Genomic DNA, 22567 nt, shown 5'->3' with positions numbered 1-22567 from the left:
GGGCCCGCCGCTACGGCAGCCCCGCCGCCCCACGCTCCGCGGCGCTCAGCGGCGGACCGTCGAGCGGCGGTTTCAGCGGGCCCGCCACCGCTGCCAGCAGCACGGCCGGTTCCAGCAGCACGGCGGTACCCCGCTCCATCGAGGTCACGTCGGTCACCCGGCGGGCGATGCGCCCGTTGCCGGTGGCGGTGAGCATGAGCCGGTCGACGTATCCGGCGAGCAGCCGGTCGCCGGGGGTGGGGCCGCCCTCGGTGGCCCCCGGGTAGAACACGTCCTGGCCGACGGCCAGGTTCCAGGCGGCTCCGGCCCGACGCGCCACGGCGCGCTGGATCCGCCGCGCCAGTCCGGGCGTGTCCCACCCGTGCCGGTGGACGGTGTCCCGCAGCGCCACCGCGCCGTATGCGCCCACGGTCATGCCGTGCCCGTAGAGCGGGTTGAACGCGGCGAGCGCGTCGCCCAGCACGGCGAACCCCTCCGGCCAGGCCGGCATGCGCTCGTAGAAGCTGCGGCGGTTGGCGGTGGACCGGGTGTACGCCACTCCGCTCAGCGGCGTGGCGCGCTCGATCAGCTCGCCGATGATCGGGTGCCGCAGTTCCTCGCGGGCGAACCGGACGAAGTCCTCCTCGGCCGGGGAGGGCCGGCCACCGCGGGTGCCGGACAGGGTGACGATCCACCGGCCGTCCTCGACGGGCAGCAGGAAGCCGGCCCGGCCGGGTCCGCGGTCGCGGGGGTCGGGCTGCACATTGACGACGGGGAAGCGCCCGCGGGCCGCCTCGGGGGCGAGGAAGAGCCGGCTGGCGTACGCGAGGCCCGGGTCCACCTCGCGTTGCTCCGGGCGGGGCAGGCCGAGCCGGGCCAGCCACTGCGCGGCCCGTGAGCCGCGGCCCGTGGCGTCGACGACCAGACTCGCCCGGAGGCTCCTCTCGGGTCCCCGCGCGGGGCGGATGCGGACGCCGGTGACCGTGGCGGCCGTTCCGGTGAGCGCGACCGCCTCGGCCCGGTCGATGAGTTCGATCCGCCGGTCGGCGAGAACCTGGGCGCGGATCGTCGCGTCCAGCAGGTCGCGCCCGGCCAGGATCACATGGTGGGACTCGGGCCAGCGTCGGAACCAGCCGCGCGGCCCCATCACCACCATGTCGGCGGTGACCGGCACCCGGTTGGCCCCAGCGGTCCGCAGGACGCGGGTGACGCCCGGCAGCAGACGTTCGACGGCCCGTACTCCGCCCGACCACAGCATGTGGGCGTGGCGGGCCTGCGGCAGGCCCCGGCGGGGCGCCGGTCCGACGGGCAGGGCGTCGCGCTCCACGACGACCACGCGTTCGACGGCCGTGGACAGGGCCCGCGCCGCGAGCATGCCGGTGTGGGATCCCCCCAGGACGACGGCTGTTCTGAGGAGAGGGGTGCTTGGTGTCATGCGGCAACGTTCTTTCTGCCGGAACGGGTCGCTCGGGCGTGGACCGCCGCGAGCCCCGGTCGGTCGCCGAGGGCGCGGGACACGGCCCGCACTTCCTGCAACAGGTAGGCGGTCTCCGACGCGGAAGGTGTGTCGCCGCTGCCGGTCTCCGGGGACCGTTTCCGGGCGGCGACGGCTTCCAGAACCATGACGGCGGCGGCCAGGGACCTGGCCCGGTCCGGGGGGTGGCCGAGACGCAGGGCCGCGGCGTAGGACCGTTCGCGCAGCCGCTCGTCCAGATACCGGGAGAGCTGAAGCAGGGAGTCCCGGACGAACGTCTCGCGGCGCAGCAGGCGCATCTCGGCCGTGGACCAGGGGGTGAAGCGCACGCCGCCCCCGCATTTCTCCCGCAGCAGCAGGTACAGGGGGCGCAGAGCCCGGTGTCCGAGCCGCAGTCGCTGCCGTTCCTGGAGGTACTGTCCGGCGTGCGGCAGGATGAAGCCCACCGCGACGAGCGTGGCCGACACGGACGCGGCCGTCGGCGCCAGGTCGGTGCTCAGCCCGTCGAGGTCGTGTCCGGTCAGGCGGGCGGTGACGGCGGTGAGCTTCGCCGCGCCGAACAGCAGGTTGGACGCGTAGCCGATGCCCAGCAGCCGCAGTCCCCAGCGGAGCCACGCGTCGAGGCCGTCGGTGCGCACCCAGTTCCAGATCAGCCACGCGGTGACCGAGCAGGCCACCGTGTGGGCGCAGAGGTAGAGCAGGATCTGCTCGCGCATGAACGGGGTGGTGGCGTAGTAGGTGTCCAGGTCGCGGCGGCGTTCGACGGGGACGTCCGCGAACAGGAAGAGCATCCACAGGGCGGCGACCACCGACGCGTAGACCAGGACGACCCGGCGCACCGCGCGGCGGGTGGCGGCCGAGCGTTCCGACAGGCCGTTGCGCCAAGCCACGATCAGCAGCAGCCAGGACGCGCACAACGCGGTGAGCAGGGAGTACACCAGCGGGGCGGCGACATTGGGGACGCCGGTGACGCGGTTGGTCCAGCCGATGACCGACGGCGACGCGAAGACGAAGACGGCACAGGCGAAGAGGAGCAGCGTGCCCACGGCCCGCAGCATCGGGTCGCGCCACATCCGTACGAGGCTGGGCAGCTTCAGCGCCAGGGCGACGGCGAGGGCCACGATCGGCAGCCAGAAGAGCACGGAGATGCCGCCGACGGTGTCGGAGACGTCCAGTGCCAGGGGCACGGACGTCACAGCTTCCCGCTTCCTCTGCCGAGGTAGCCCAGGGACCGCTGCAGAGGTCCGGGTGGCGGGTCGAGGGCGTCGCTGGTCAGACAGTGCCGGAACACGGAGGCCAGCCGGTACCCGAAGGCGTCGGCATCGGCCTCGTCGGCCGCGCGTGAGCCGTTGCGCGTGGCGACGGCGACGGCGGAGTCACGCCAGTCCGACGTGCCGGTGAGGGCACGGGCCGCCGCCCGGCCGGCCGCGCGGTGGTGCCGGTGTCCGGCGTGGATGTGCCACAACTCATGACCGAGGATCACCAGTTGCTGCACCTCTTCGGCCCGCCGCTCGACGATGACCAGGTCGTGGTCGTGGAACTCCACCCACAGCCCGGTCACCTCCAGTTCGTCGGGGAAGCACTCGAAGCGCAGCACGACGGGGCGTCCACCGCGGCGGGCTGACATCTCCTCGCACAGTGCCCGGCAGAGGGCGCGCACGTCACGGGGCGGGTGCGGTCTGGCCCGCAGCCCGGCGGCGAGTCCGGTGGCCAGCCGACGGGCGGACCGGTTCCGTGAGCGTCCGAGCGTCGCGGCGGCCCGCGCCACCTGCCTGCGCACTCCGGCGACGTCCATCGTTTCCCTTCCTCACCGGCTGTCCGGAAGGGTCCGAGCGTACGCGTCCGCATCATGCCGCGTCAGGTGTTCGCCCGACCGTTCGTCCATCGCTCAACGATCGTCGCTGCCCTTTTTCTTGCGCAACCCATTGACGCGTTCCACGCATGACCTTACCTTCCGTTCGAAGTTACGGGCGGCATCCGAGATATCGAACACTCCCGTGAGCGTTCCGGGCTGTGCCGCGCACGCAATTCATCGAACAGATGGGGCAGGGCATGGGACGACCTGGCCTGGATCGCAGGCAACTGCTCGCCGCCTTCGGCGGGCTGACGGTCGCCGGAAGCTTCGGCTTCGCGGCGCTCGGGACCGGAGCCGACGCGCTCGCCTCCGGCGCGGACACCCGGGTGCGGTACTGGAACCTCTTCAGCGGCGGCGACGGCTACAACATGATCGCGATGCTGGACTCCTTCCGCGAGGACAACCCCGGCATCGACGTGAAGGACTCGACCCTCCAGTGGGGCAGCCCCTTCTACACCAAGCTCGCCATGGCCGCGGCCGGCAACCGCGCGCCCGACCTCGGCGTCATGCACCTCGGCCGGGTCACCGGCTTCTCCCCGGGCCGCCTCCTGGACCCCTGGGACATGGACCTCCTCGCCGAGTACGGCGTCCGCGAGCAGGACTTCAACCCCGACCTGTGGAAACGCGCCGTCATCGACGGCAAGCTCTACGCCCTCCCCCTCGACATCCACGTCCAGCTCTGCTTCTACCGCAAGGACGTACTGAAGAAGGCGGGCCTGCTCGGCGCCGACGGCCACATGGTGCCGGTCACCTCCGTCGACGAGTGGTTCGACGTCCTCAAGGAGGCCAAGGCCGCCACCGGCAAGGGGCTCCAGACCATCGGCCTGTGGCACAGCGACCAGAACTTCCAGTGGTGGTTCTTCGTCGCCTTCTACACCCAGCTCGGCGGCACCTGGTTCGACGACACCGACACCGAGGTCACCTTCGACACCGACAAGGCCACCCAGGTCCTGGAGTTCCTCCGCCGCCACCTCACCGACGGCTACGCCAACCCCGGCTACGGCGGCACCGCCGGCGCCGAGCAGTTCGTCAACGGCGCCCCCTTCTGCTGGGAGGGCAACTGGTCCGTCCCCGTCTTCGACACCGCCAAGGTCGAGTACGGCGCCGTCCCGCTCCCGCCCGTCTTCGGCCGTGCGGCCACCCACGCCGAGTCGCACTCCTTCGTCCTGCCGCACCAGTCCGGCCGCGGCGGCGACACCAACGAGGGCGCCCACCGCCTCGCCGCCTACGTCGTCAAACACGCCCAGCAGTGGGCCGCCGGCGGACACATCCCCGCCTACACCCCCACCCTGTCCTCACCGGCGTACCAGAAGCTCCAGCCGCAGAACGAGTACGTCACGGCCATGGACCACCAGGCCACCGAACCCAAGGTGTGGTTCGCCGGGTCCACCGGCATCCTCGCCCAGCGCGTCGGCCCCGTCGTCGTCTCCGCGACGACCGGCTCGGCGGGGCCCGACGCCGCCGCCCGGACCATGAAGAGCACCCTCGCCACACTGCTCGCCGCCAAGAACCCCATGGACGGCCGGACGGCCGCCGAGGGAGGTGGAGCCGCATGACGACGACCAGCGCGGAGACCGTCCTGCGCCCGGCCCGCACGAAGGCCGCCGCGAGCAGCGCGTCCGTCCGCCGGAAGCAGGGCTTCCAGCACGGCGGCTGGTTCGTGGCCCCCTTCCTCGCCCTGTTCGTCCTCTTCGTGATCTGGCCGCTGCTGCGCGGCGTCTGGCTCAGCCTCACCGACGCCAACATCTCCGGCGACGGCGCGAACTTCATCGGCCTCGACAACTACCGCGAGGCCCTCGACGACCAGCTGATGTGGGACGCGCTCGGCCGCAGCGCCTTCTTCACCCTGCTCGTGGTGCCGTCCCTCACCGTCCTCGCCTTCCTGCTGGCGATGCTCGCCCACCACATCGAGCGCGGCAAGTGGCTCTGGCGGCTCTGCTTCTTCCTGCCGTTCCTGCTGCCGTCCACCGTCGCCGGCAACCTCTGGCAGTGGCTGTTCAACCCCGGCAACGGCATGATCAACCACGTCTTCGGCATCGAGACGCCCTGGCTCACCGACAAGTCCTACGCCCTGCTCGCCGTCGTCGTCTGCACCGTGTGGTGGACCGTCGGCTTCAGCTTCCTGCTCTACCTCGCCGCCCTCCAGGGCATCCCCGCCCACCTCTACGAGGCCGCGAAGCTCGACGGCGCCAACGCCTGGCACCGCATGGTCCACATCACGCTGCCGATGCTCCGCAACATCACCGGCCTCGTCATCGCCCTGCAGATCCTCGCCTCGCTCCAGGTCTTCGACCAGGCCGTCGTCATGACCGACTTCACCACCGGCCCGGAGGACTCCACCCGCGCCCTCGTGCAGTACACCCTCGAACAGGGCTTCACCAGCTACCGCGTGGGCTACGCCTCCGCCATCTCCATCATCTTCTTCGTGCTCATCGCGGCCGTCGCCCTCGCGCGGATGTGGCTGCTGCGCAACCGTGAGGAGGGCGGCCGATGACCACCGCCACCGAGACACGCACGACGGGGCGCCGCGCCTGGACGCCCAGCCAGTTCATCCTCACCCTCCTCGGCGCCGCGGTCTCCGCGGCCCTCCTCTCCCCGCTCCTGTGGGCGCTGTTCACCTCGCTGAAGTCGGAGACCGAGGCCGTCGAGGTGCCCACGCACTGGGTGCCGTCGGAGTGGACCGGCCAGGCGTGGAAGGCGCTCTTCGAGACCGGCAACATCACCAACTGGTTCGTGAACTCCGTCGTCGTCTCCGTCTGCGTCACGGCCGTGGTGCTGCTGGTCGCCTCCCTCGCCGGCTACGGCTTCGCCCGCACCGAGTTCCGCGGCAAGGGCGTCCTGATGGGCGTGGTGATGGCCGGGCTCATGATCTCCCCGGCCGTGCTGGGCGTGCCGCTGTTCACCACCGTGCAGCAGATGGGCATGGTCGACACGTACTGGGGCATGATCCTGCCGCAGTGCGCGCCCGCCGCGATGGTCTACATCCTCTACAAGTTCTTCCAGGGCATCCCGCGCGAACTGGAGGAGGCCGCGTTCATCGACGGCGCGGGCCGCTGGCGGGTCTTCTTCACCGTCGTCCTCCCGCTCTCCCGCCCCTCCCTCGCGGCGGTCGGCATCTTCACCTTCATCAGCTCGTGGAACAACTTCCTGTGGCCCTACATGGTGACCAACAACCCCGACCTGATGACGATGCCGAACGGCATCGCGACCGTCATGAACTCCTACGGCATCCAGTGGGCCCAGCTCATGGCCGGCGGCCTGATGGCGGGCCTCCCCCTGATCGTCGTCTTCGTCTTCTTCCAGCGCCAGATCGTGGCGGGCGTCGCCCACACGGGCCTCGCCGGCCAGTAGCAGCGCCCCGCAAGGGGCGCGGGGAACTGCGCGACCAGCCACAACGCACCGGCACCCGAAAGGAAACAATGCGCACCGCCCGCTTCACCCTCGACCCGGCTTTCACCATCGCCGAAGTGAACCCCCGTCTTTTCGGCAGCTTCGTCGAACACCTCGGCCGCTGCGTGTACACCGGCATCTACGAGCCGGGCCACCCCACCGCGGACGAGGCCGGCCTCCGCCAGGACGTCCTCGACCTGGTCAGGGAACTCGGCGTCACCGCCGTCCGCTATCCCGGCGGGAACTTCGTCTCCGGCTACAAGTGGGAGGACTCGGTGGGCCCGGCCGAGGACCGCCCCCGCCGCCTCGACCTGGCCTGGCGCTCCACGGAGACCAACCGTTTCGGCCTCTCCGAGTACATCGCCTTCCTGAAGAAGGTCGGCCCGCAGGCCGAGCCGATGATGGCCGTCAACCTCGGCACCCGCGGCGTCGCCGAGGCCCTGGAACTCCAGGAGTACGCCAACCACCCCTCCGGCACCGCCCTGTCCGACCTCCGCGTCGAGCACGGCGACAAGGACCCCTTCGGCATCCGCCTGTGGTGCCTCGGCAACGAGATGGACGGCCCCTGGCAGACGGGCCACAAGACCGCCGAGGAGTATGGCCGCCTCGCCGCCGAGACCGCCCGCGCCATGCGCCAGATCGACCCGGACCTCGAACTCGTCGCCTGCGGCTCCTCCGGCCAGTCCATGGAGACCTTCGCCGAGTGGGAGGCGACGGTCCTCAAGGAGGCGTACGACGTCGTCGACCACATCTCCCTGCACGCCTACTACGAGCCCGTCGACGGCGACGTCGACTCCTTCCTCGCCTCGGCCGTGGACATGGAGTCGTTCATCGAGAACGTCGTCGCCACCTGCGACCACATAGGCGCCCGCCTCAAGTCGAAGAAGAAGATCAACCTCTCCTTCGACGAGTGGAACGTCTGGTACATGCTGGAGCACCAGAAGGAGGCCGCCGAGAACCCGCTCGACTGGCCCGAGGCACCCCGCCTCCTGGAGGACAGCTACAGCGTCACCGACGCCGTCGTCTTCGGCTCGCTCCTCATCGCCCTGCTCCGCCACGCCGACCGCGTCACCGTCGCCTGCCTCGCGCAGCTCGTCAACGTCATCGCCCCGATCATGACGGAGCCGGGCGGCCCGGCATGGCGGCAGACGACGTTCTTCCCGTTCGCCGCCGCGTCGAAGTACGGCCGGGGCCGAGTCCTCGACGTCCGCGTGGACTCACCGACGTACGAGACGGCGAAGTACGGCGAGACGGACCTGCTGCACGCCACCGCCGTGCGCGCCGAGGACGGCACGGTCACCGTCTTCGCCGTCAACCGCTCCCGCACCGAGGCGCTGCCGCTGGAGGTCGCCCTGGGCGGTCTCGGCCTCACCGGGGTGGTGGAGCACAGTGCCCTCGCGGACGCCGACCCCGACGCCCGCAACACCCTGGCCGAGCCGGAGCGGGTCGCGCCGCATCCGGTGCACGGCACGACCCTCACGGACGGCACGCTCACCGCCGTACTGGAACCGCTCTCCTGGAACGTGATCCGGCTGGCGTGAGCGGCAGGCTCAGGTGATACGGCGGGGGTAGCGGTCGTTGCCGGGGAACGTGCCGCTGTCCTTCGTGTACCCGGCGATTACCTTCGTCGCGGGGTCCGGCGTCAGCATCTCCCACTTCGCGTAACCGCAGATGAAGCTGTTGCCGGGCCCCTTGTAACTGCCGTCCGGATTGAGGTGGATGTGCCCGCCCACGCAGAGCTTGTAGCCCTTGTACTCGACATAGGTGTACGCCGTCCGTGTTTCCCCCGAGTTCGACTTGATGACCTGGACAGGAGCCGAGAAGTCGGCGCTGTTGACAACCGTCTCGGCGTCCTGCTCGGTGAACGGGTCGGGGTATCCGTTGACGCACTTGGTGCTGTCCCAGCCGGGCATGTCGCCCCCTTCCGGGTCCCGGACGGGTTCCGGGACGCTCGCTGGGGGGCAACGTAGCGCCGGGTGCCGGGCGGGTCGACGGGAACCGCCCGCTCCTCCTCAGCCGGTCGACGCCGTGCCAAGGACGGTCAGCCGTACCGTCGCCGGTCCGCTCCCCGTCGTCCCGTCGGAGAGCACCGCGAGGGCGAGGGTGTTGGCGCCCCGGGTGCGCAGCACGCCGTTCGGCAGGGTGAACGTGTGCTGCGCGCCGTCCCGGTCGCCGACGTACTGGCCGATGTTCCAGCCGTTGAGGAAGATCTGCGCGCGGTAGGCGCGGCCCTTCCCGGCGTCCTCCAGGACCAGCCCGAACGAGGCGTCGACCCCGGCCGGGACGGCGAGCCGGAAACCGGTCCGGTACCAGGTCTCGCCCTGGCGCGCACCGCCGTGGGGCGCCGCCGTCTCCGTCCACTCCGCGTCGTCGTACCCGGGCAGGTGCCAGCCGGCCCGCTCCCCGTGCAGCCCGCCGTTGTTGAGGACCCCGCGCTCCGGGTCCGCCTCGGCCGCACCCCGCAGCCGCCACTCCGCCTCCGCCGAGGCCCCCGGGAAGTCCACGGCCGTCAGGCCGCGCGCCGTCTTGCGCGCGTCGTGCGGACCGGGCCGCACGAGCACCGAGAGCACGGCCGCCTCCTCCCGGTCCTTGAACCGCTCGCGGAGCTTGCGGGGCAGCCGCAGGACCGTCCTCGTCTCCCCGTCCGCGCCTCGCCCGGTGCCCAGCGGCGTGCCGTCCAGCCAGGCCGCCACCCAGCCGTCCGGACCGGTGCGGTGGGCCAGGGAGACCTTCTCCAGCCCGGCGGCGTCCGTCAGCCGCGCCCGGTACCAGACGTCGCCGTAGTGGCAGCCGTAGTCGTCGGCGAAGAGAACCGGCCGCCCCTTCGGCACGGGGGTCGCGCTGTGGGACCGGGTGCGGTCGGCGCGCGTCCAGTCGCCGTCGTCGAAGTCCGGGTCGGACTCCGGGTTCCCGGCCCGCCGCCGCCACGTGCCGAGCGCGGGCGGCGCGACGGCGGGCGCCGCCGGGAGCAGACCCTCGATCGTCAGGCTGTTGGCCCGGCTGACGGCCACGGTCGGCGCGGTGCCGTTCCAGGTGACCCCGGTGATGCCGTGCGGCGCCCAGACCTCCAGGCCGGTCGCGCCCCGCACGTCACCGGTGAGCTTCGCGGTGGAGCCGCTCAGCTCGACGCCGCGCAGCAGCGCCGGACCGTAGACGAGCACCTTGCCGGTGCCGGTCTCCCACGGCCACATCCGCAGCGACGCCGCGCCGTCGGCGAAGAGCAGGATCAGCGTCCGGTCGGAGCCGCCGCCCACCACGGACACCCGGGCGAGCCCGCCGACGCCGACCGGCACCGACACGTTCAGCCTGCCGTGGTCGTACGCCCACGCCGCCTCCGCGTCCAGCCGCATCGTCTCCGGCTCGCTCGGGCAGTCCAGCGTCACCTGCGCGGTCTCGCCGCGCCGGCCCACGAACACCGCGATGTCCTGCCGGCCCACGCTCAGGAACATCATGGGCTGCGCGGTGGAGTACGCCAGCTTCCGCTCCCCGCCCATCGACATCCCGGCGGCGACCAGCTTGGCGTCCCGCGCCGCGACGGTGACGGGCGCCGCCACGGGGGTTCCGGGGAGCGCGGTCGTCACCTGCTCGTCGGAGTCGTTGGTCAGGACGTACACCTGAGTGCCGGTGTCCGGGTTGGCCAGGTGCCGTACCGACACCCGGTCGTCGGCCGCGCGCACCCCGGCCGCCGGTTCCAGCCGGGCGAAGTCCGGCACGTGCCGCACCAGCTGGCCGAGCTGGTGCACCGGCCCCAGCCGGTCCGTCGGCTTGCGGCCTCCGTCGAGCGCGGCGCCGTCGTCGTACCGGCTGGGCAGCGCGGGCGCGCCGAGCCACCCGAGGTTGATCCCGCCGTAGGCCAGCGACCCCACCGGCACGACCGTCCCGCCGGCGAGCCCGGCCAGCCGCCGCTGCCGCTCCTCCTCCAGGTCGGAGCTGCGCACCGGCTCCGTCGTTCCCGGGACCAGGGGTACGTCGATGCCGTGGGCCCGCACCGTCCGGCGTACGTGCCGTGCCAGCGCGCGGGCGCCGGCGGAGTCCCCGGGCTCCTCCAGGCGGTAGAGCAGCACCGTGCCCTCGCCCCGCGTGTAGAGGTGCCCGCGGACCCGCGCGTCGACCGCGGCGAGCCACGCGTCGGCGTGGCGCAGGTACTCCGCGTCGGTCGTCCGGAGCCGGGCGGCGGTCCCGGCCAGCCACCCCGGCAGCCCGCCGCCGTCCACGTCGGCCCCGATGTACGGGCCGGGCCGCACCACCACGTACAGCCCGGTCTCGGCGGCCGTGCGCAGGAACAGGTCCAGGTCGCGGACGCCGCTGAAGTCGTGGCGGCCGGGCGCGGGGGAGTGGACGTTCCACGCCACCGGCACCTCGACCGCGTTGTAGCCGTGCGCCCGCATCTTCTCCAGCACGTCCCGCCAGAGCGCCGGGCTCGGCAGCCGGAACGGATGGAACTCACCCGGCCACAGCACCAGCCGCCGCCCGTCGACCAGCAGCGAGTACCGGTCACGGCCGACCTGGTGGCGGAGCCCGTCCGCGCGGGGCCGGGGCGGCGGCGGCCCGGTGGGTACGGTCCCGCCCGCGCCCTCGGGCACCGCGCCGCTGCTCCCGCCGCCCAGCACCAGACCGAGAACGGTGGTGCCGGCGAGGGCGCTGAAGGTACGTCTGGTCAGCTCCAAGGCGGAGCGCCTCCCATCGAGCGCCTCCAGTCGGCGCGGGTTCATGCGCTGTTCATGTGCGGCCCCATTCTGTACAGCCGACCCCCCAATGGTCATATGACCAGGTGGGAAGAGGTTTCACCGGCGGCGCGCCAGTCGCTCTCCGACTCTAAGGCCCCGCTCAGATTGGTGTCCTAGCATCTCGCCCGCGGCGTTTCCCATAAATCCGGTAGGAAAGCCGGGAAAGGACCCTCATGCGCACGCTGATACTCCTCGCCCTCGCGGGCCTGGGTGCCCAGCTGGTCGACGGCAGCCTGGGCATGGCCTACGGCGTCACCTCGACCACGCTGCTCCTGGCCATGGGCACCAACCCGGCCGCCGCCTCCGCCACCGTGCACCTCGCCGAGATCGGCACCACGCTGATGTCCGGCGCCTCGCACTGGCGGTTCGGCAACGTCGACTGGAAGGTCGTCGCGAAGATCGGCGTGCCGGGCGCGGTCGGGTCCTTCCTGGGCGCGACGGTCCTCTCCCGGCTCTCCACCGAGGTCGCCGAGCCGGTGATGTCCCTGATCCTGCTCGGCCTCGGCCTGTACGTCATGTCCCGCTTCACCCTGCGCGGCCTGCCCAAGGACCGCCTGGGCAAGCCGCTGCGCCGGCGCTTCCTGACCCCGCTCGGCCTCGTCGCCGGTTTCCTCGACGCGACCGGCGGAGGCGGCTGGGGCCCGGTCGGCACCCCCGCCCTCCTCGCCAGCGGCCGGCTGGAGCCCCGCAAGGTGATCGGCTCCATCGACACCAGCGAATTCCTGGTGGCGATCGCCGCGAGCCTCGGTTTCCTCTTCTCTCTGGGTTCCCAGGGCATCGAGTGGACCTGGGTCCTCGCCTTCCTCCTCGGCGGCCTGGTCGCGGCGCCGATCGCGGCGTGGCTGGTCCGTATCTTCCCGCCCCGGGTCCTCGGCTCGGCGGTGGGCGGCGTCATCATCGTCACCAACGTCCGCACGCTGATCAACAGCGACTGGGCGGAGGTGACGGGCGCGCCCGCCGTCCTCCTCTACGTCGCCCTGTACGCCCTGTGGGCGGCGGCCCTGGCCTACTCGATCCGGGCGCACCGGCGGGAGCGGGCGGCGGAGGCGGCGACGGCACCGGCATCCTCCTTCGAGGCGGAGCGGGAGCCGGCGGCAGGCTGACCGGAGCGGGAGCCGGCGGCCGGCTGACCCGGGGCGGGCCGGCGGCCGGCTGACCCGCGGCGGGCGCGGCGCGCGGTCCGTCCGGTCACCGCCCCCCGTACGCCCCCGCCGCGATGTCCTCAAGGAGCGTCGGCCCGGTCGGCGTCCACTTCAGGAGGTCCCGGGTGACGTGGCTGGTGGCCGCGCCGTTCATCGCGAAGAACGCGCCGATCCAGCCGAAGTGGCTCTGCGCCTCGGCCGGGTCGACCGAGGCGACGGGCAGGTCGTAGGCGCGGCCGATCGCCTCGGCGATGGCGCGGGTCGTGACGCCCTCCTCGGCGACCGGGTGCAGCAGGGCACCCGCCGGGGCCTGCTCCAGGGCCAGCCGGACCAGGCGGGCGGCGTCGCCGCGGTGGACGGCGGCCCAGCGGTTGGTGCCGTCGCCGGGGTAGGCGGACACGCCCTTCTCCTGGGCGACCTGGGCGATGACCGAGATGAACCCGTGGTCGCCGGCGCCGTGCACGGTCGGCGGGAAGCGCAGGCTGCCGGCGCGCACGCCCTTGCCGACGTACTCCAGCGCGAGGTTCTCGGTGCCGCCGCGCGGCGAGTCGGGCCCGTGGGAGGGGTTGGGGTCGGCCTCGGTCGCCGGGCGGCCCTCGGCGAGCCCGGCGATCCCCGCCGCGAGCAGGAACGGACGGTCGGTGCCGACCAGCGCGTCCGCGAGGGTCCGTACGGCGGCCCGCTCGGCGGCGTTGGTCGCGGCCTGGTTCACGAAGTCGTGCTTGTTGGCGAGGTGGACGACGGCCTCGGCGGCCTCGGCGGCGGCCCGCAGGCCGGCCAGGTCGTCGAGGTCGCCGCGCCGGACGAACGCGCCCTTGCTCTCGAGCTTGACGGCGGACGCCTCCGACCTGGCCAGGCCGGTGACGTCGTGACCGGCGGCGAGCAGTTCGTCGACGACGGCGGAGCCGATCCACCCGGATGCTCCGGTGACGAAAACGCGCATGGCGGAACTCCTACAGGAACAGTGCAGTGATGTCTGCGATGTGATGTCTGCGATGTGATGTCTGTGACTGACGTCAGTCACAGACATCACTGTACGCCTGTATGTCAGGAACTGCCATCACTAGACTGGGGGCCATGGTGAGATGGGAACCGGGGACGCCGGAGCGGCTCCAGGCCGCCGCGCTGGAGCTGTTCGCCACCCGCGGCTACGAGCGCACGACCGCGACGGAGATCGCCCAGGCCGTGGGGCTGACCGAGCGGACGTTCTTCCGGCACTTCAGCGACAAGCGCGAGGTCCTCTTCCACGGGCAGGAGCGGCTCGCCGAGGCGTTCCTCGCCGGTCTCGGCGCGGCGCCGCCCGACGCGCCCCCGCTCCAGGCCGTCGCCTGGGCGGTGCGCTCCGCGGCCCCGTTCTTCTCGGAGGAGCGGCGGCCGCACTCCCGGGCCCGCGCGTCCGTCATCGACTCCAACCCCGCCCTCCAGGAGCGCGAACTGTGCAAGATCGCGTCCCTCGCCACCACGCTCGCCGACGCCCTGCGCGCCCGGGGGGTGGCGGACCTCGCGGCCACCGTGGCGGCGCAGACGGGCATGGCCCTGTTCGGCGTGGCGTTCGCGCGGTGGGTGAGCGAGGGGGAGGAGCGGGCTTTCGCGGACATAGCCGCGGAGGTGTTCCGCGAACTCCTCCGGCTGGCCGGGGAGGCGGCGGCGTCACCAGGGGCACCGTGACGCCGCCGCCTCCCCGGTGGGGCGGGTGTGTCAGCCCTGGTCGATGCCGAGGGTCAGGCTGCCGGTGTAGCCGGCGGTGGTGGAGCCGGTCACGGTCATGAGGCCCGCGGCGGCGCCCCCGTTGCCGTAGATGCCGTCCTGGGCGAGCGAGGTGCGCGGCACCGTGTTGGTCGAGTACGGGGAGACGCGCGCGACCGCGGTCGTGATCGACTCGGCGATGAAGAGCTGCCCGGTGTGCAGTTCCTGCCCGCCGCTGAACGAGCCGTTCGAGGTGAGGGTGACGTCCGTGTGCACCTTGACGTGGATGTGGATGGCCCGCCCGCGGTACCAGCCCGGGTAGATCGTGCTGATGCGGACGACGCCGTCGCTGCCGGTCAGGGTGCCGCCGCGCAGGAAGGTGCCGTTGTCGGGTTCCTGGTGCCCGTTGTTGCCGACGAAGCCGGAGTACTCGCCGAGCGCGTCGCTGTGCCACAGCTCCACGAGGGCGTCGCCGATCGGGGCGCAGGTGCCGTCGTCCACGACGGTGAGGACCAGGTCCAGCGGGATGCCGGGCTTGTCCTCGGTGATGTCGGCGCGTACGAGTGCGCCGTCGAGGTAGTACGGGCCTTCCGTCAGCTCCTTGGTGAGGGTGCAGACGGCCGCGGCGGCGACGGGCTCCGCACGGTCGAGGCCGGTCGGCTCCTTGTCGCCGATCAGGTCGGAGGCGGCGGTGGCGCCGACGGTGAGGGCGGCGGCGGTGGCGCCCGTCCCTAACAGGACGGTACGGCGCCGGATGTGGGGGTCGGTGTTGTCTGTCATGAACACGGCACCGTAGGGAGATCACCTGGCAGTGGCCTGTGAGTTGGGCAAAGTGACGGGGTGTCAAGTCCGGGGTCGGTCAGAACCGGACGTCGCCCCTCCGGGGTGCCGGTCAGGCCGCGGCGCTGTCGCGGAGGTCGAGGTCCCAGGTCTGCCCGACCAGGTCGGGCCCGAAGCCGCGGTGGGGTGCGGAGCCGGTCAGCGCGAAGCCGAAGTGCTCGTAGATCCGGCGGGCCGACGTCAGGTTGTCGGTGGTCCACAGGGTCACGCGCCGGTAGCCGGCCTCGCGGGCGAAGGCCAGGGCGTGCTCCACGAGGCGGGAGCCGAGGCCGAGGCCGCGGGCGGCCGGGGTGACGAGCAGGACGCGCAGCTTGGCCACATCCGGGCGGTCGCCGGCGACGAGGAACACGCAGCCCGCGCGGACACCGTCCACGTCGGCGATCCACGCGCGCTCGGTGGCGGGGTCGTGGTCCGCCGCGTGATCGCCGACGACCTTGGCGACGAGGGCCTCGAAGCCGGGGCCGAAACCGAACTGCTCGCTGTACAGCTCGCCGTGGGCCATGACGACCCAGCCGAGGTCGCCGGGGCGGTCGGCGGGGCGGATCACGGCTTGCCGTGGGGAAGCTTCATGAGGCATGCGCGCACACTCCGTAGCGGGTGATTCCCGTCTGTTACTGACACGAGTGTGTCAGTGGCACTAGGCTAGATCCGTGTCCCCGACAACGGCAAACCCGTCCGCGCGCCGGACCGAACTGCTGGAAGCGTCGTACGCGTACGCGCTCACCCACGGTCTGGCCGGTCTGTCGCTGCGCCCGCTGGCCGAGGCGATCGGCTCCAGTACGCGCGTGCTGATGTTCCTCTTCGGCAACAAGGACGGGCTGGTGCGGGCCCTGCTGGAGCGGGCCCGCGCCGACGAACTGGCCCTCCTGGCGAGCCTGCGCGACACCGGCCGCCCGGCCGGTCTGCCCGCGACGGCCGAGCGGGTGTGGACATGGCTGTCCGCCCCCGCCCACCGGCCGCTGCTACGGCTGTGGGCCGAGGCGTACGCACGCTCCCTCGTCGAGCCGGAGGGGCCGTGGGCGGGGTTCGCGAGGGCGACGGTGGACGACTGGCTCGGCGTACTGGCGGCGTCCGAGGAGGACGAGGTCCGCCGCACCCTGGCACTGGCGGTACTGCGCGGCGCGCTGCTGGACCTGCTGGCCACGGGGGACGAGGAGAGGGTGGGGTCGGCGGTGCGGTTGCAGCTCGCGTTGCTGAGCCGCTGACCGGGTCCGGCCGACCGGTCGGTTCGCCGACCCCGCGCGACGGCACGTGGGGACTCGCTGGTGGCCCAGCGGTCAGGGACGCTGCGCCGGCAGGCGGGCGAGGAAGCCGGTCCAGGTGGTGGGGGAGAGGGTGAGGTGGGGGAGGGTCACGTCCTTGGAGTCGCGGACGTGGATGGTTCCGGGGGAGGTGGCTACTTCTATGCAGTCATCGCCGGACGCGCTGCTGTAGCTGCTTTTGAACCAGGTGAGTTGTGAGGTGCTCATAGATCTCCTCGCATCTGCTTCAACAGGCTCACGGAGTCCTGAGGCGACAGAGCCTGTGAACGCATACTCGCATACCGCCTCTGCAGGATGCTGATCGCTTTCGGGTCAGTGATCAGCTGACCGCTCTCCTGCCCCTCGCTGTAGGCGAACCACTTGAATTCCGGGGTTTCGAGCAGTCGCATCGGGCCCTGCAACCCGGAGTGGAACGGCGAGACCAGAGGCATCACTTGAATCTCGACATTGCGGAGTTCCGCCACCTCCAGCACATGGCCGATGAGTTCCCGTGTCACGTCCGTGCCGCCGGTGCGGCGTAGGAACACGTACTCTTCCAAGATGAAGCTGAACGCGGTGTTGGGTCGCTCCACCAGCAGTTTCTGTCGCTCCATGCGAGCAGCCCACCGCTCTTCGATCTGAGCGTCGTCTATCGGTGGCAACTGGTCGGCGGCCAGTGCGCGCACATACGCCTCGGTCTGCAACAGCCCCGGCACCATGCGGCAGTCGTACGTGCACAGAGTGATCGCGGTCCGCTCCAACTGCGCCCAGCGCCGGAACCACACCGCCAGTCCCGGCTGGCGCACCAGATGTGCAACCGCCTTCCGTATGGCTCCCGTACCGCCGGTAATCTCCTCCGCGCGTTCCACGAACGACACATCCGGAAGGCGCCTCCCCAGTTCCACCGACGCCACGGTGTGTTTCGAGAACTGCACCCCCTTCGCGAACTCCTCCCTGCTCAACCCGGCGTGCTCCCGCAACGCCTGGACCACCGCCCCGAACGTCCGCAGGCTGTCCGACGACTCATCGACCACAGGGTCACCTCCGTGACCATCGTCACGGCAGGTAACCGGTACCGTCCACCCCGTGACTACGTACGCTCACGCAGCGTACGCAGGCGTGGCCTGGTGGGGTGGGCCCCGACAGGGCCACAGTGGACGTATGACCGCACCACCCGCACGTCAAGGTCCCGTCACCGTACGTGTGTTCATCCAGCGCCTGAGCGCGACCCCGCGCGGCGCCCGCCTCGCCCGGCGGCTCACCGGCAACCAGCTCGACATGTGGGGCATCCCGTACGGCGCGGACGTCTCCGACCGTGCCGCCGTGATCGTCGCCGAACTCGCGGCCAACGCCGTGACCCACGGCCGCGTACCGGGCCGGGACTTCGAACTCCGCCTCACCCTGCTGCCGCGCATCCTCCGCATCGAGGTGACCGACACGCACAGTGGCCCGCCGCGCCCGGCGGTACGTCCACCGGGACCGCTCGACGAGCACGGCCGGGGCCTGATGCTCGTGGAGGCGCTGGCGGACCGCTGGGAGGTGGTGGACGGCGAACCGCCGGCCAAGACCGTGCGGGCCGACCTCAGATGCTCGTGAGCCGTTTCAGCCGGGGCCTTCTGCGCGCGGCCCGCGCGGGCGGCCGATCACTCGCCTCCGTTCCGCCCGCGCCGATGGCTCCGGGTGATCACCCACGTGCCGCCCACGATCAGCAGCGCGAACAGCGCCAGGCCCACCCCCTGCGCGGCCAGCAGCCACAACCGGTCCGAGAGCGGCAGGTCCCCGGTGAGGGTGACCTGGAGCGATCCGACGGCGAAGGCGATGGCGGCGGTGAAGACGGCCACCACCTCGACGGCGCGCACGGAAGAGGTGTGCAGTGACCGCTCCAACTGCGTGTTCGCGGCGTCCTGCCGCTCCCAGCGGGCCTGCTGCTCGGCGTCGCGCAGTGCCCGCAGCCGGCCCTCCTGGATGGCGTCCCGCTGGGTCAGATACTGGTTCTGCAGGACGCCGAGGCTGGCGGTGGGGCTGGCCGCCAGCAGGACGAAAGCGGTGTCGATACTGTCCAGCGCCGCGTCGTGCCGGCCGCACATGTGCAGTCCCGTGGCCAGGCGCGAGTGGAAGGTGTGGTCGTCGGGCCAGCCCTCCACGGCCAGCGACGCGTAGGCGCGCAGAAGTTCTCCCTGCCCGTCGAAGGGGGCGGCGAAGGCCAGCCCGTTGAGGCATATGTCCACCGTGTGCCGGGTCCGGTCCGGCGCGGACCAGGCCCGCTCCAGCAGCTCGGAGGCGTACGCGACCGTCAGCGACCGGCTGCCGAACGCGGCGAGCGACTGGAGCGCGGTGTACACCGGCGCCGCGCGGAGCGAGCCGGCGGCCACGGCCGACGGGGCGTACGCCAGGAACCCGTGCAACTCGTCGAAGCAGAAGTTCGCCCGGAGCTTGCCGGCCTGGTAGAGGGTGAGGAAGAAGGCGACGCGCTCCGCCGCCGCGCCCGTCGCCCCGTCGGTGGCGTCGGCCAGGGCCCGCGCGACCTGTTCCGCGGACTCCACGCTGCCGCGGTTGAGGAAGCCGTTGCCGAGCGCCCACTGTTCGGCGACCACGCCCCAGCTCTCCTCCCGGACGTGCCGTGCCATCCAGCGCGCGCACCGAAGGGCCGTACCGGCCGTCGGCCGCTCCTCGAACCGGCCGCGCCAGTACCGGTCCGCGCAGATGAAGAAGGGGTCGCCGCGGAGATCGGCGGACCGCACCTCGAAGGCCGGTGGCGTCCCGGCCGTCAGCAACTCCGCGACCACCTCGTCGCACACCCGGTCACGCGTACGGACATCACCTCCGCGCACCGCGTCGAGCCGCGCGGTGATGCTGGTGATGCTGGTCGAGTCCATGTGTTCCCCGCTCTCCCGTGATGCGTCCACGGCCATGGTTCACGGCCGCCACGTGCATCACTATGGTGACGCCATGAGCGATCACCCGGACACCCCTGTCGCCCCCGTGCCGGCCTTCGAACCCCCCTACTACGCCGCCGTGTTCACCTCGGTGAAGACGGGCGCCCAGGACGGTTACGGCGAGACCAGTGCCCGCATGGAGGAGCTGGTGAAGGACGTCCCCGGCTTCCTGGGGATGGACCACGCGCAGACCCCCGGCGGGCTCGGCATCACCGTCGGCTACTTCCGTGACGCCGACGCCCTCACGGAGTGGCGGACCGACGCCGAGCACCGCGCGGCACAGAGACGCGGCCGCGCCGAGTGGTACGAGAGCTACACGGTGCACGTGGCGAAGGTGGAACGCAGCCACGACTTCACGCGGGAGTAAGGCGGCGACTGTTCGCGCGAACCATTGACGCGCAAGAGGTTCGATTCTACGGTCCCGTTCGAACTTGCGATCGCCGTTCGATATGTCGCACATGCACGACTGTCATGCGCACGACAGTGTGCACCGCGAGCCCTCACCCCCCCCCGCAAGGAGCCCCGTATGAGCCGCAGACGCACCGCCCTCCTCGCCCTCCCCGCAGCCGCCCTCCTCGCCCTCCTCCCGGGCACGGCCCAGGCGTACCCCAACCCCGGGTACGTCACCGGCTCGGTCGTCACCCACGACCCGACGATGATCCGCACGTCCTCGGGCCAGTACCTGCTCTACGCCACCGGCGGCGGCATCTCCAGCAAGTCCTCCACCGACCGCACCGCGTTCAGCGCGGGCGCGGACGCGTTCTCCGCCAAGCCGAGCTGGTGGTCGACGTACAGCTCCGTCCCCGAGTCCTGGGCGCCGGACATCTCGTACCACGGCGGGAAGTACCTGATGTACTACTCCGTCTCGAAGTTCGGCGTGAACACCTCCGCCATCGGGCTGGCGGGCTCCACCACAGGCCAGCCCGGCAGCTGGACGGATTACGGCACCGTCTACACCTCCAGTTCCTCCAGCGACTACAACGCCATCGACCCCAACCTCTTCGTCGACGACGACGGCAAGTGGTGGCTGTCGTTCGGGAGCTGGTGGACCGGGATCAAGATGATCCAGATCAACCCGTCGACCGGGAAGCAGCTCTCCTCCAACACCACCCGCTACTCCCTCGCCTCCCGCCCCACCGGGACGAAGGCCGTCGAGGCCCCGTACGTCGTCAAGCGCAACGGGTACTACTACCTCTTCGCCTCGTACGACACGTGCTGCGCCGGCACCAGCTCCACGTACAAGGTCAAGGTCGGCCGCGCCACCAGCGTCACCGGGCCGTACTACGACAAGAACGGCGTGGCGATGACGAACAACGGCGGGACGCCGGTCCTGGAGTCGCACGGCAGCGTCATCGGCCCCGGCGGACAGTCGATCATGAACGACGTCGACGGCGACCTGATCGTCTACCACTACTACGACGGCAACGACAACGGCACCCCCAAGCTCGGCATCAACCTCCTGAACTGGAGCAGCGGATGGCCCGTCGCCTACTGACCCTGCTGGCCGCCGTCCTGCTCCTGCTCACCCTGGGGCAGTCCTCCGCCCAGGCGGCCTCCTTCAGCAACCCCGTCAAGTCCGTCAAGGGCGCCGACCCCTGGATCGCCTACCACGACGGCAGCTACTACCTGGTGTCGACGAGCTGGACCGACGTCATCACCATCCGCAAGGCACCCACCCTGGGCGGCCTCGCCACCGCGCCCAGCGTGCAGGTGTGGCAGGGCGACGCCGCCTCCCGCTGCTGCAACATCTGGGCCCCGGAGCTGCACTACCTGAACGGCCGCTGGTACCTGTACTACGTCGCCGGGCAGAACGTCTCCGACTACAACCCCACCCAGCGCAGCCACGTCCTGGAGAGCAGCGGCAGCGACCCGCTCGGTCCGTACACCTACAAGGGGCAGCTCAACTCCTCCTGGATGCTCGACCCGACCGTCGCCACCGTGGGCGGGCAGCTCTACCTCTTCGGCAGCGTCAGCGGCTCCACCCAGAACATCGTCGCCGCGCGGATGTCCAACCCGTACACGGTCAGCTCCTCCTTCACCACCGTCTCGACCCCGACGTACGACTGGGAACGTGTCGGCGGCACGGTCAACGAGGGCCCGGAGATACTCCAGCGGAACGGCCGCACGTTCATGATCTACTCCGCGAGCGGCTGCTGGACCCCCGACTACAAGCTGGGGCAACTGGAGCTGACCGGCACGAACCCGGCCGCCGCCTCCTCCTGGACCAAGAAGTCCACGCCCGTCTTCCAGCGCAGTGACGGCAACGGCGTCTACGGCCCCGGCCACAACGGCTTCTTCACCTCGCCCGACGGTACCGAGAGCTGGATCGTCTACCACGCCAACGACTCCTCCTCCGACGGCTGCGACAACGGGCGGACGACCCGGGCGCAGAAGTTCACCTGGAACTCCGACGGCACCCCGAACCTCGGCACACCGGCCCGGCTGGGGGCGGGCATGACCGGCCCCTCGGGCGAACCGTCCACCACCTCCACCACGTACACGGTCGCCAACCGCAACAGCGGAAAGTGCCTGGACGTGGCCGGGAGTTCCACGGCCGACGGTGCCAATGTCGCGCAGTACACCTGCAACGGCGGCAGCAACCAGCGCTGGCGGCTGGAAGACCTCGGCGACGACACCCACCGCCTCGTCAACGTCGCCACCGGCAAGGTCCTCGACACCGCCGACTGCTCGGCCGCCGACGGCGCCGACCTGCGCCAGTGGTCCTGGCTGGACAACACCTGCCAGCGGTTCCGGTTCCTCGCGACCGACAGCGGTCACGTCCGCATCGTCAACCAGGCCACCGGAAAGGTCGCCGACGTGGCGAACTGCTCCACGGCCGACTCGGCGGACGTACGCCAGTGGACGTGGCTGAACAACACGTGCCAGCAGTGGCGGCTCAGCCCGGTCTGATCTGCTAGCCCGCCTGTCCCATCCCCGCCGCGTTCGGCCAGCTCTGCGGCCCCGGCCAGCCCGTGGCCGGGGCTGCCTCCAGGCCGTTGGTGCCGCGGACCTGCGCGGCGGTGAGGCCGCCCCGGGCCGGGACGCCGGGTGGCGTCGGACCGGTCGGCATCGCCGCCGGGACCTGCGCCGCCGGCGCCATCGGCTGCTGAGCCGGGAACTGCATGGGCTGCGGCACGGGCTGCGGTATCTGCTGCGGTACCTGCTGGGGCGCGGGTTGCTGTACCGGCTGCGGTATCTGCTGCGGTATCTGCTGGGGCGCGGGCGCGGGCATCGCCGCGGCCGGCACCGGCATCCCGGCGCCGCCCGCCGCGGGGGCGACGGGGGCGGCGGCGGGGA

The 22567-nt window shown here is 71.6% G+C and carries 22 protein-coding genes and 1 pseudogene; 11 read left to right on the top strand and 12 right to left on the bottom strand.

The window, feature by feature from the left end; genetic code table 11:
* Window positions 1–10 precede the first annotated feature (10 nt).
* Genes UW392_RS12755 through UW392_RS12745 form a run of 3 tightly spaced genes read right to left on the bottom strand, consistent with a single transcriptional unit; the run spans window position 11 to window position 3248 of the window.
* Window positions 11–1414 (bottom strand): pyridine nucleotide-disulfide oxidoreductase, encoded by a 1404-nt coding sequence (locus UW392_RS12755; protein WP_320775049.1) that lies wholly within the window; start codon window positions 1412–1414, stop codon window positions 11–13.
* Window positions 1411–2649 carry an MAB_1171c family putative transporter gene (locus tag UW392_RS12750; protein ID WP_320775048.1) on the bottom strand — a complete coding sequence of 413 codons (1239 nt, stop codon included), beginning with the start codon at window positions 2647–2649 and terminating at the stop codon, window positions 1411–1413. Before UW392_RS12750 ends, UW392_RS12755 begins: the two co-directional genes overlap by 4 nt.
* Window positions 2646–3248: a toxin-antitoxin system, toxin component family protein gene (locus UW392_RS12745; RefSeq protein WP_320775047.1), complete on the bottom strand. Its 603-nt coding sequence runs from the start codon at window positions 3246–3248 to the stop codon at window positions 2646–2648. Before UW392_RS12745 ends, UW392_RS12750 begins: the two co-directional genes overlap by 4 nt.
* Window positions 3249–3505: 257 nt before the next feature.
* Between UW392_RS12745 and UW392_RS12740 the strand changes: the two genes are divergently transcribed.
* From UW392_RS12740 to UW392_RS12725, 4 genes are all read left to right on the top strand, one after another.
* On the top strand, window positions 3506–4864 hold the full coding sequence (locus tag UW392_RS12740; protein ID WP_320775046.1) for an extracellular solute-binding protein: 1359 nt from the start codon (window positions 3506–3508) through the stop codon (window positions 4862–4864).
* Window positions 4861–5802, top strand: a complete 942-nt coding sequence (locus UW392_RS12735; protein ID WP_320775045.1) for a sugar ABC transporter permease — start codon at window positions 4861–4863, stop codon at window positions 5800–5802. The genes UW392_RS12740 and UW392_RS12735 overlap by 4 nt, the downstream gene beginning before the upstream one ends.
* On the top strand, window positions 5799–6659 hold the full coding sequence (locus UW392_RS12730; RefSeq protein ID WP_320775044.1) for a carbohydrate ABC transporter permease: 861 nt from the start codon (window positions 5799–5801) through the stop codon (window positions 6657–6659). The genes UW392_RS12735 and UW392_RS12730 overlap by 4 nt, the downstream gene beginning before the upstream one ends.
* Before the next feature lie 68 nt (window positions 6660–6727).
* Window positions 6728–8239 (top strand): alpha-N-arabinofuranosidase, encoded by a 1512-nt coding sequence (locus UW392_RS12725; protein ID WP_320775043.1) that lies wholly within the window; start codon window positions 6728–6730, stop codon window positions 8237–8239.
* A 9-nt stretch (window positions 8240–8248) separates the two neighbouring features.
* On the opposite strand, the gene UW392_RS12720 is transcribed toward UW392_RS12725, so the two are convergent.
* Together UW392_RS12720 and UW392_RS12715 are read right to left on the bottom strand one after the other, a co-directional pair.
* On the bottom strand, window positions 8249–8611 hold the full coding sequence (locus tag UW392_RS12720; RefSeq protein ID WP_320775042.1) for a hypothetical protein: 363 nt from the start codon (window positions 8609–8611) through the stop codon (window positions 8249–8251).
* 99 nt (window positions 8612–8710) lie between these two features.
* Window positions 8711–11365 carry a beta-galactosidase gene (locus tag UW392_RS12715; RefSeq protein ID WP_320775041.1) on the bottom strand — a complete coding sequence of 885 codons (2655 nt, stop codon included), beginning with the start codon at window positions 11363–11365 and terminating at the stop codon, window positions 8711–8713.
* 233 nt (window positions 11366–11598) lie between these two features.
* Here UW392_RS12715 and UW392_RS12710 point away from each other — a divergent pair, with 233 nt between their 5' ends.
* Window positions 11599–12528, top strand: a complete 930-nt coding sequence (locus UW392_RS12710) for a sulfite exporter TauE/SafE family protein (protein WP_320775040.1) — start codon at window positions 11599–11601, stop codon at window positions 12526–12528.
* Window positions 12529–12613: 85 nt separating this feature from the next.
* Here UW392_RS12710 and UW392_RS12705 read toward each other — a convergent pair whose 3' ends face one another.
* Entirely contained in the window at window positions 12614–13510 is an 897-nt protein-coding gene (locus UW392_RS12705; RefSeq protein ID WP_320775039.1) for an SDR family oxidoreductase, read from the bottom strand.
* A gap of 134 nt (window positions 13511–13644) precedes the next feature.
* On the opposite strand from UW392_RS12705, the gene UW392_RS12700 reads away from it, so the two are divergent.
* Window positions 13645–14235: a TetR/AcrR family transcriptional regulator gene (locus UW392_RS12700; protein ID WP_320775038.1), complete on the top strand. Its 591-nt coding sequence runs from the start codon at window positions 13645–13647 to the stop codon at window positions 14233–14235.
* Window positions 14236–14265: 30 nt separating this feature from the next.
* Here UW392_RS12700 and UW392_RS12695 read toward each other — a convergent pair whose 3' ends face one another.
* Window positions 14266–15033, bottom strand: a complete 768-nt coding sequence (locus UW392_RS12695; protein WP_320775037.1) for an intradiol ring-cleavage dioxygenase — start codon at window positions 15031–15033, stop codon at window positions 14266–14268.
* A gap of 112 nt (window positions 15034–15145) precedes the next feature.
* Entirely contained in the window at window positions 15146–15670 is a 525-nt protein-coding gene (locus UW392_RS12690; RefSeq protein ID WP_320775036.1) for a GNAT family N-acetyltransferase, read from the bottom strand.
* A gap of 73 nt (window positions 15671–15743) precedes the next feature.
* On the opposite strand from UW392_RS12690, the gene UW392_RS12685 reads away from it, so the two are divergent.
* Window positions 15744–16298 carry a TetR/AcrR family transcriptional regulator gene (locus UW392_RS12685; RefSeq protein WP_320775035.1) on the top strand — a complete coding sequence of 185 codons (555 nt, stop codon included), beginning with the start codon at window positions 15744–15746 and terminating at the stop codon, window positions 16296–16298.
* Window positions 16299–16370: 72 nt separating this feature from the next.
* On the opposite strand, the gene UW392_RS12680 is transcribed toward UW392_RS12685, so the two are convergent.
* Complete coding sequence (locus tag UW392_RS12680; RefSeq protein WP_320775034.1) at window positions 16371–16562, bottom strand: DUF397 domain-containing protein; 192 nt, start codon at window positions 16560–16562, stop codon at window positions 16371–16373.
* A complete protein-coding gene (locus UW392_RS12675) occupies window positions 16559–17368 on the bottom strand; it encodes a helix-turn-helix transcriptional regulator (RefSeq protein WP_320775033.1) in 810 nt (269 codons plus the stop codon). Before UW392_RS12675 ends, UW392_RS12680 begins: the two co-directional genes overlap by 4 nt.
* A gap of 127 nt (window positions 17369–17495) precedes the next feature.
* Here UW392_RS12675 and UW392_RS12670 point away from each other — a divergent pair, with 127 nt between their 5' ends.
* Window positions 17496–17930 (top strand): ATP-binding protein, encoded by a 435-nt coding sequence (locus tag UW392_RS12670; protein WP_320775032.1) that lies wholly within the window; start codon window positions 17496–17498, stop codon window positions 17928–17930.
* 47 nt (window positions 17931–17977) lie between these two features.
* On the opposite strand, the gene UW392_RS12665 is transcribed toward UW392_RS12670, so the two are convergent.
* Window positions 17978–19210 carry a hypothetical protein gene (locus UW392_RS12665; protein ID WP_320775031.1) on the bottom strand — a complete coding sequence of 411 codons (1233 nt, stop codon included), beginning with the start codon at window positions 19208–19210 and terminating at the stop codon, window positions 17978–17980.
* A gap of 73 nt (window positions 19211–19283) precedes the next feature.
* Between UW392_RS12665 and UW392_RS12660 the strand changes: the two genes are divergently transcribed.
* The 3 genes from UW392_RS12660 (at window position 19284) to UW392_RS12650 (ending at window position 22180) form a co-directional block, all read left to right on the top strand.
* Window positions 19284–19637, top strand: coding sequence for an antibiotic biosynthesis monooxygenase (locus UW392_RS12660; protein ID WP_320775030.1), 354 nt, complete (start codon window positions 19284–19286; stop codon window positions 19635–19637).
* 159 nt (window positions 19638–19796) lie between these two features.
* Window positions 19797–20765: an arabinan endo-1,5-alpha-L-arabinosidase gene (locus UW392_RS12655; RefSeq protein ID WP_320775029.1), complete on the top strand. Its 969-nt coding sequence runs from the start codon at window positions 19797–19799 to the stop codon at window positions 20763–20765.
* Complete coding sequence (locus tag UW392_RS12650; RefSeq protein WP_320775028.1) at window positions 20747–22180, top strand: family 43 glycosylhydrolase; 1434 nt, start codon at window positions 20747–20749, stop codon at window positions 22178–22180. The genes UW392_RS12655 and UW392_RS12650 overlap by 19 nt, the downstream gene beginning before the upstream one ends.
* A 4-nt stretch (window positions 22181–22184) precedes the next feature.
* On the opposite strand, the pseudogene UW392_RS12645 reads toward UW392_RS12650, so the two are convergent.
* A pseudogene (locus UW392_RS12645) lies at window positions 22185–22567 on the bottom strand (histidinol-phosphate aminotransferase family protein); the annotation flags it as partial.

This window comes from Streptomyces sp. CRN 30, from assembly GCF_034105845.1.
This window is presented reverse-complemented; position numbering and strand designations above follow the sequence as displayed.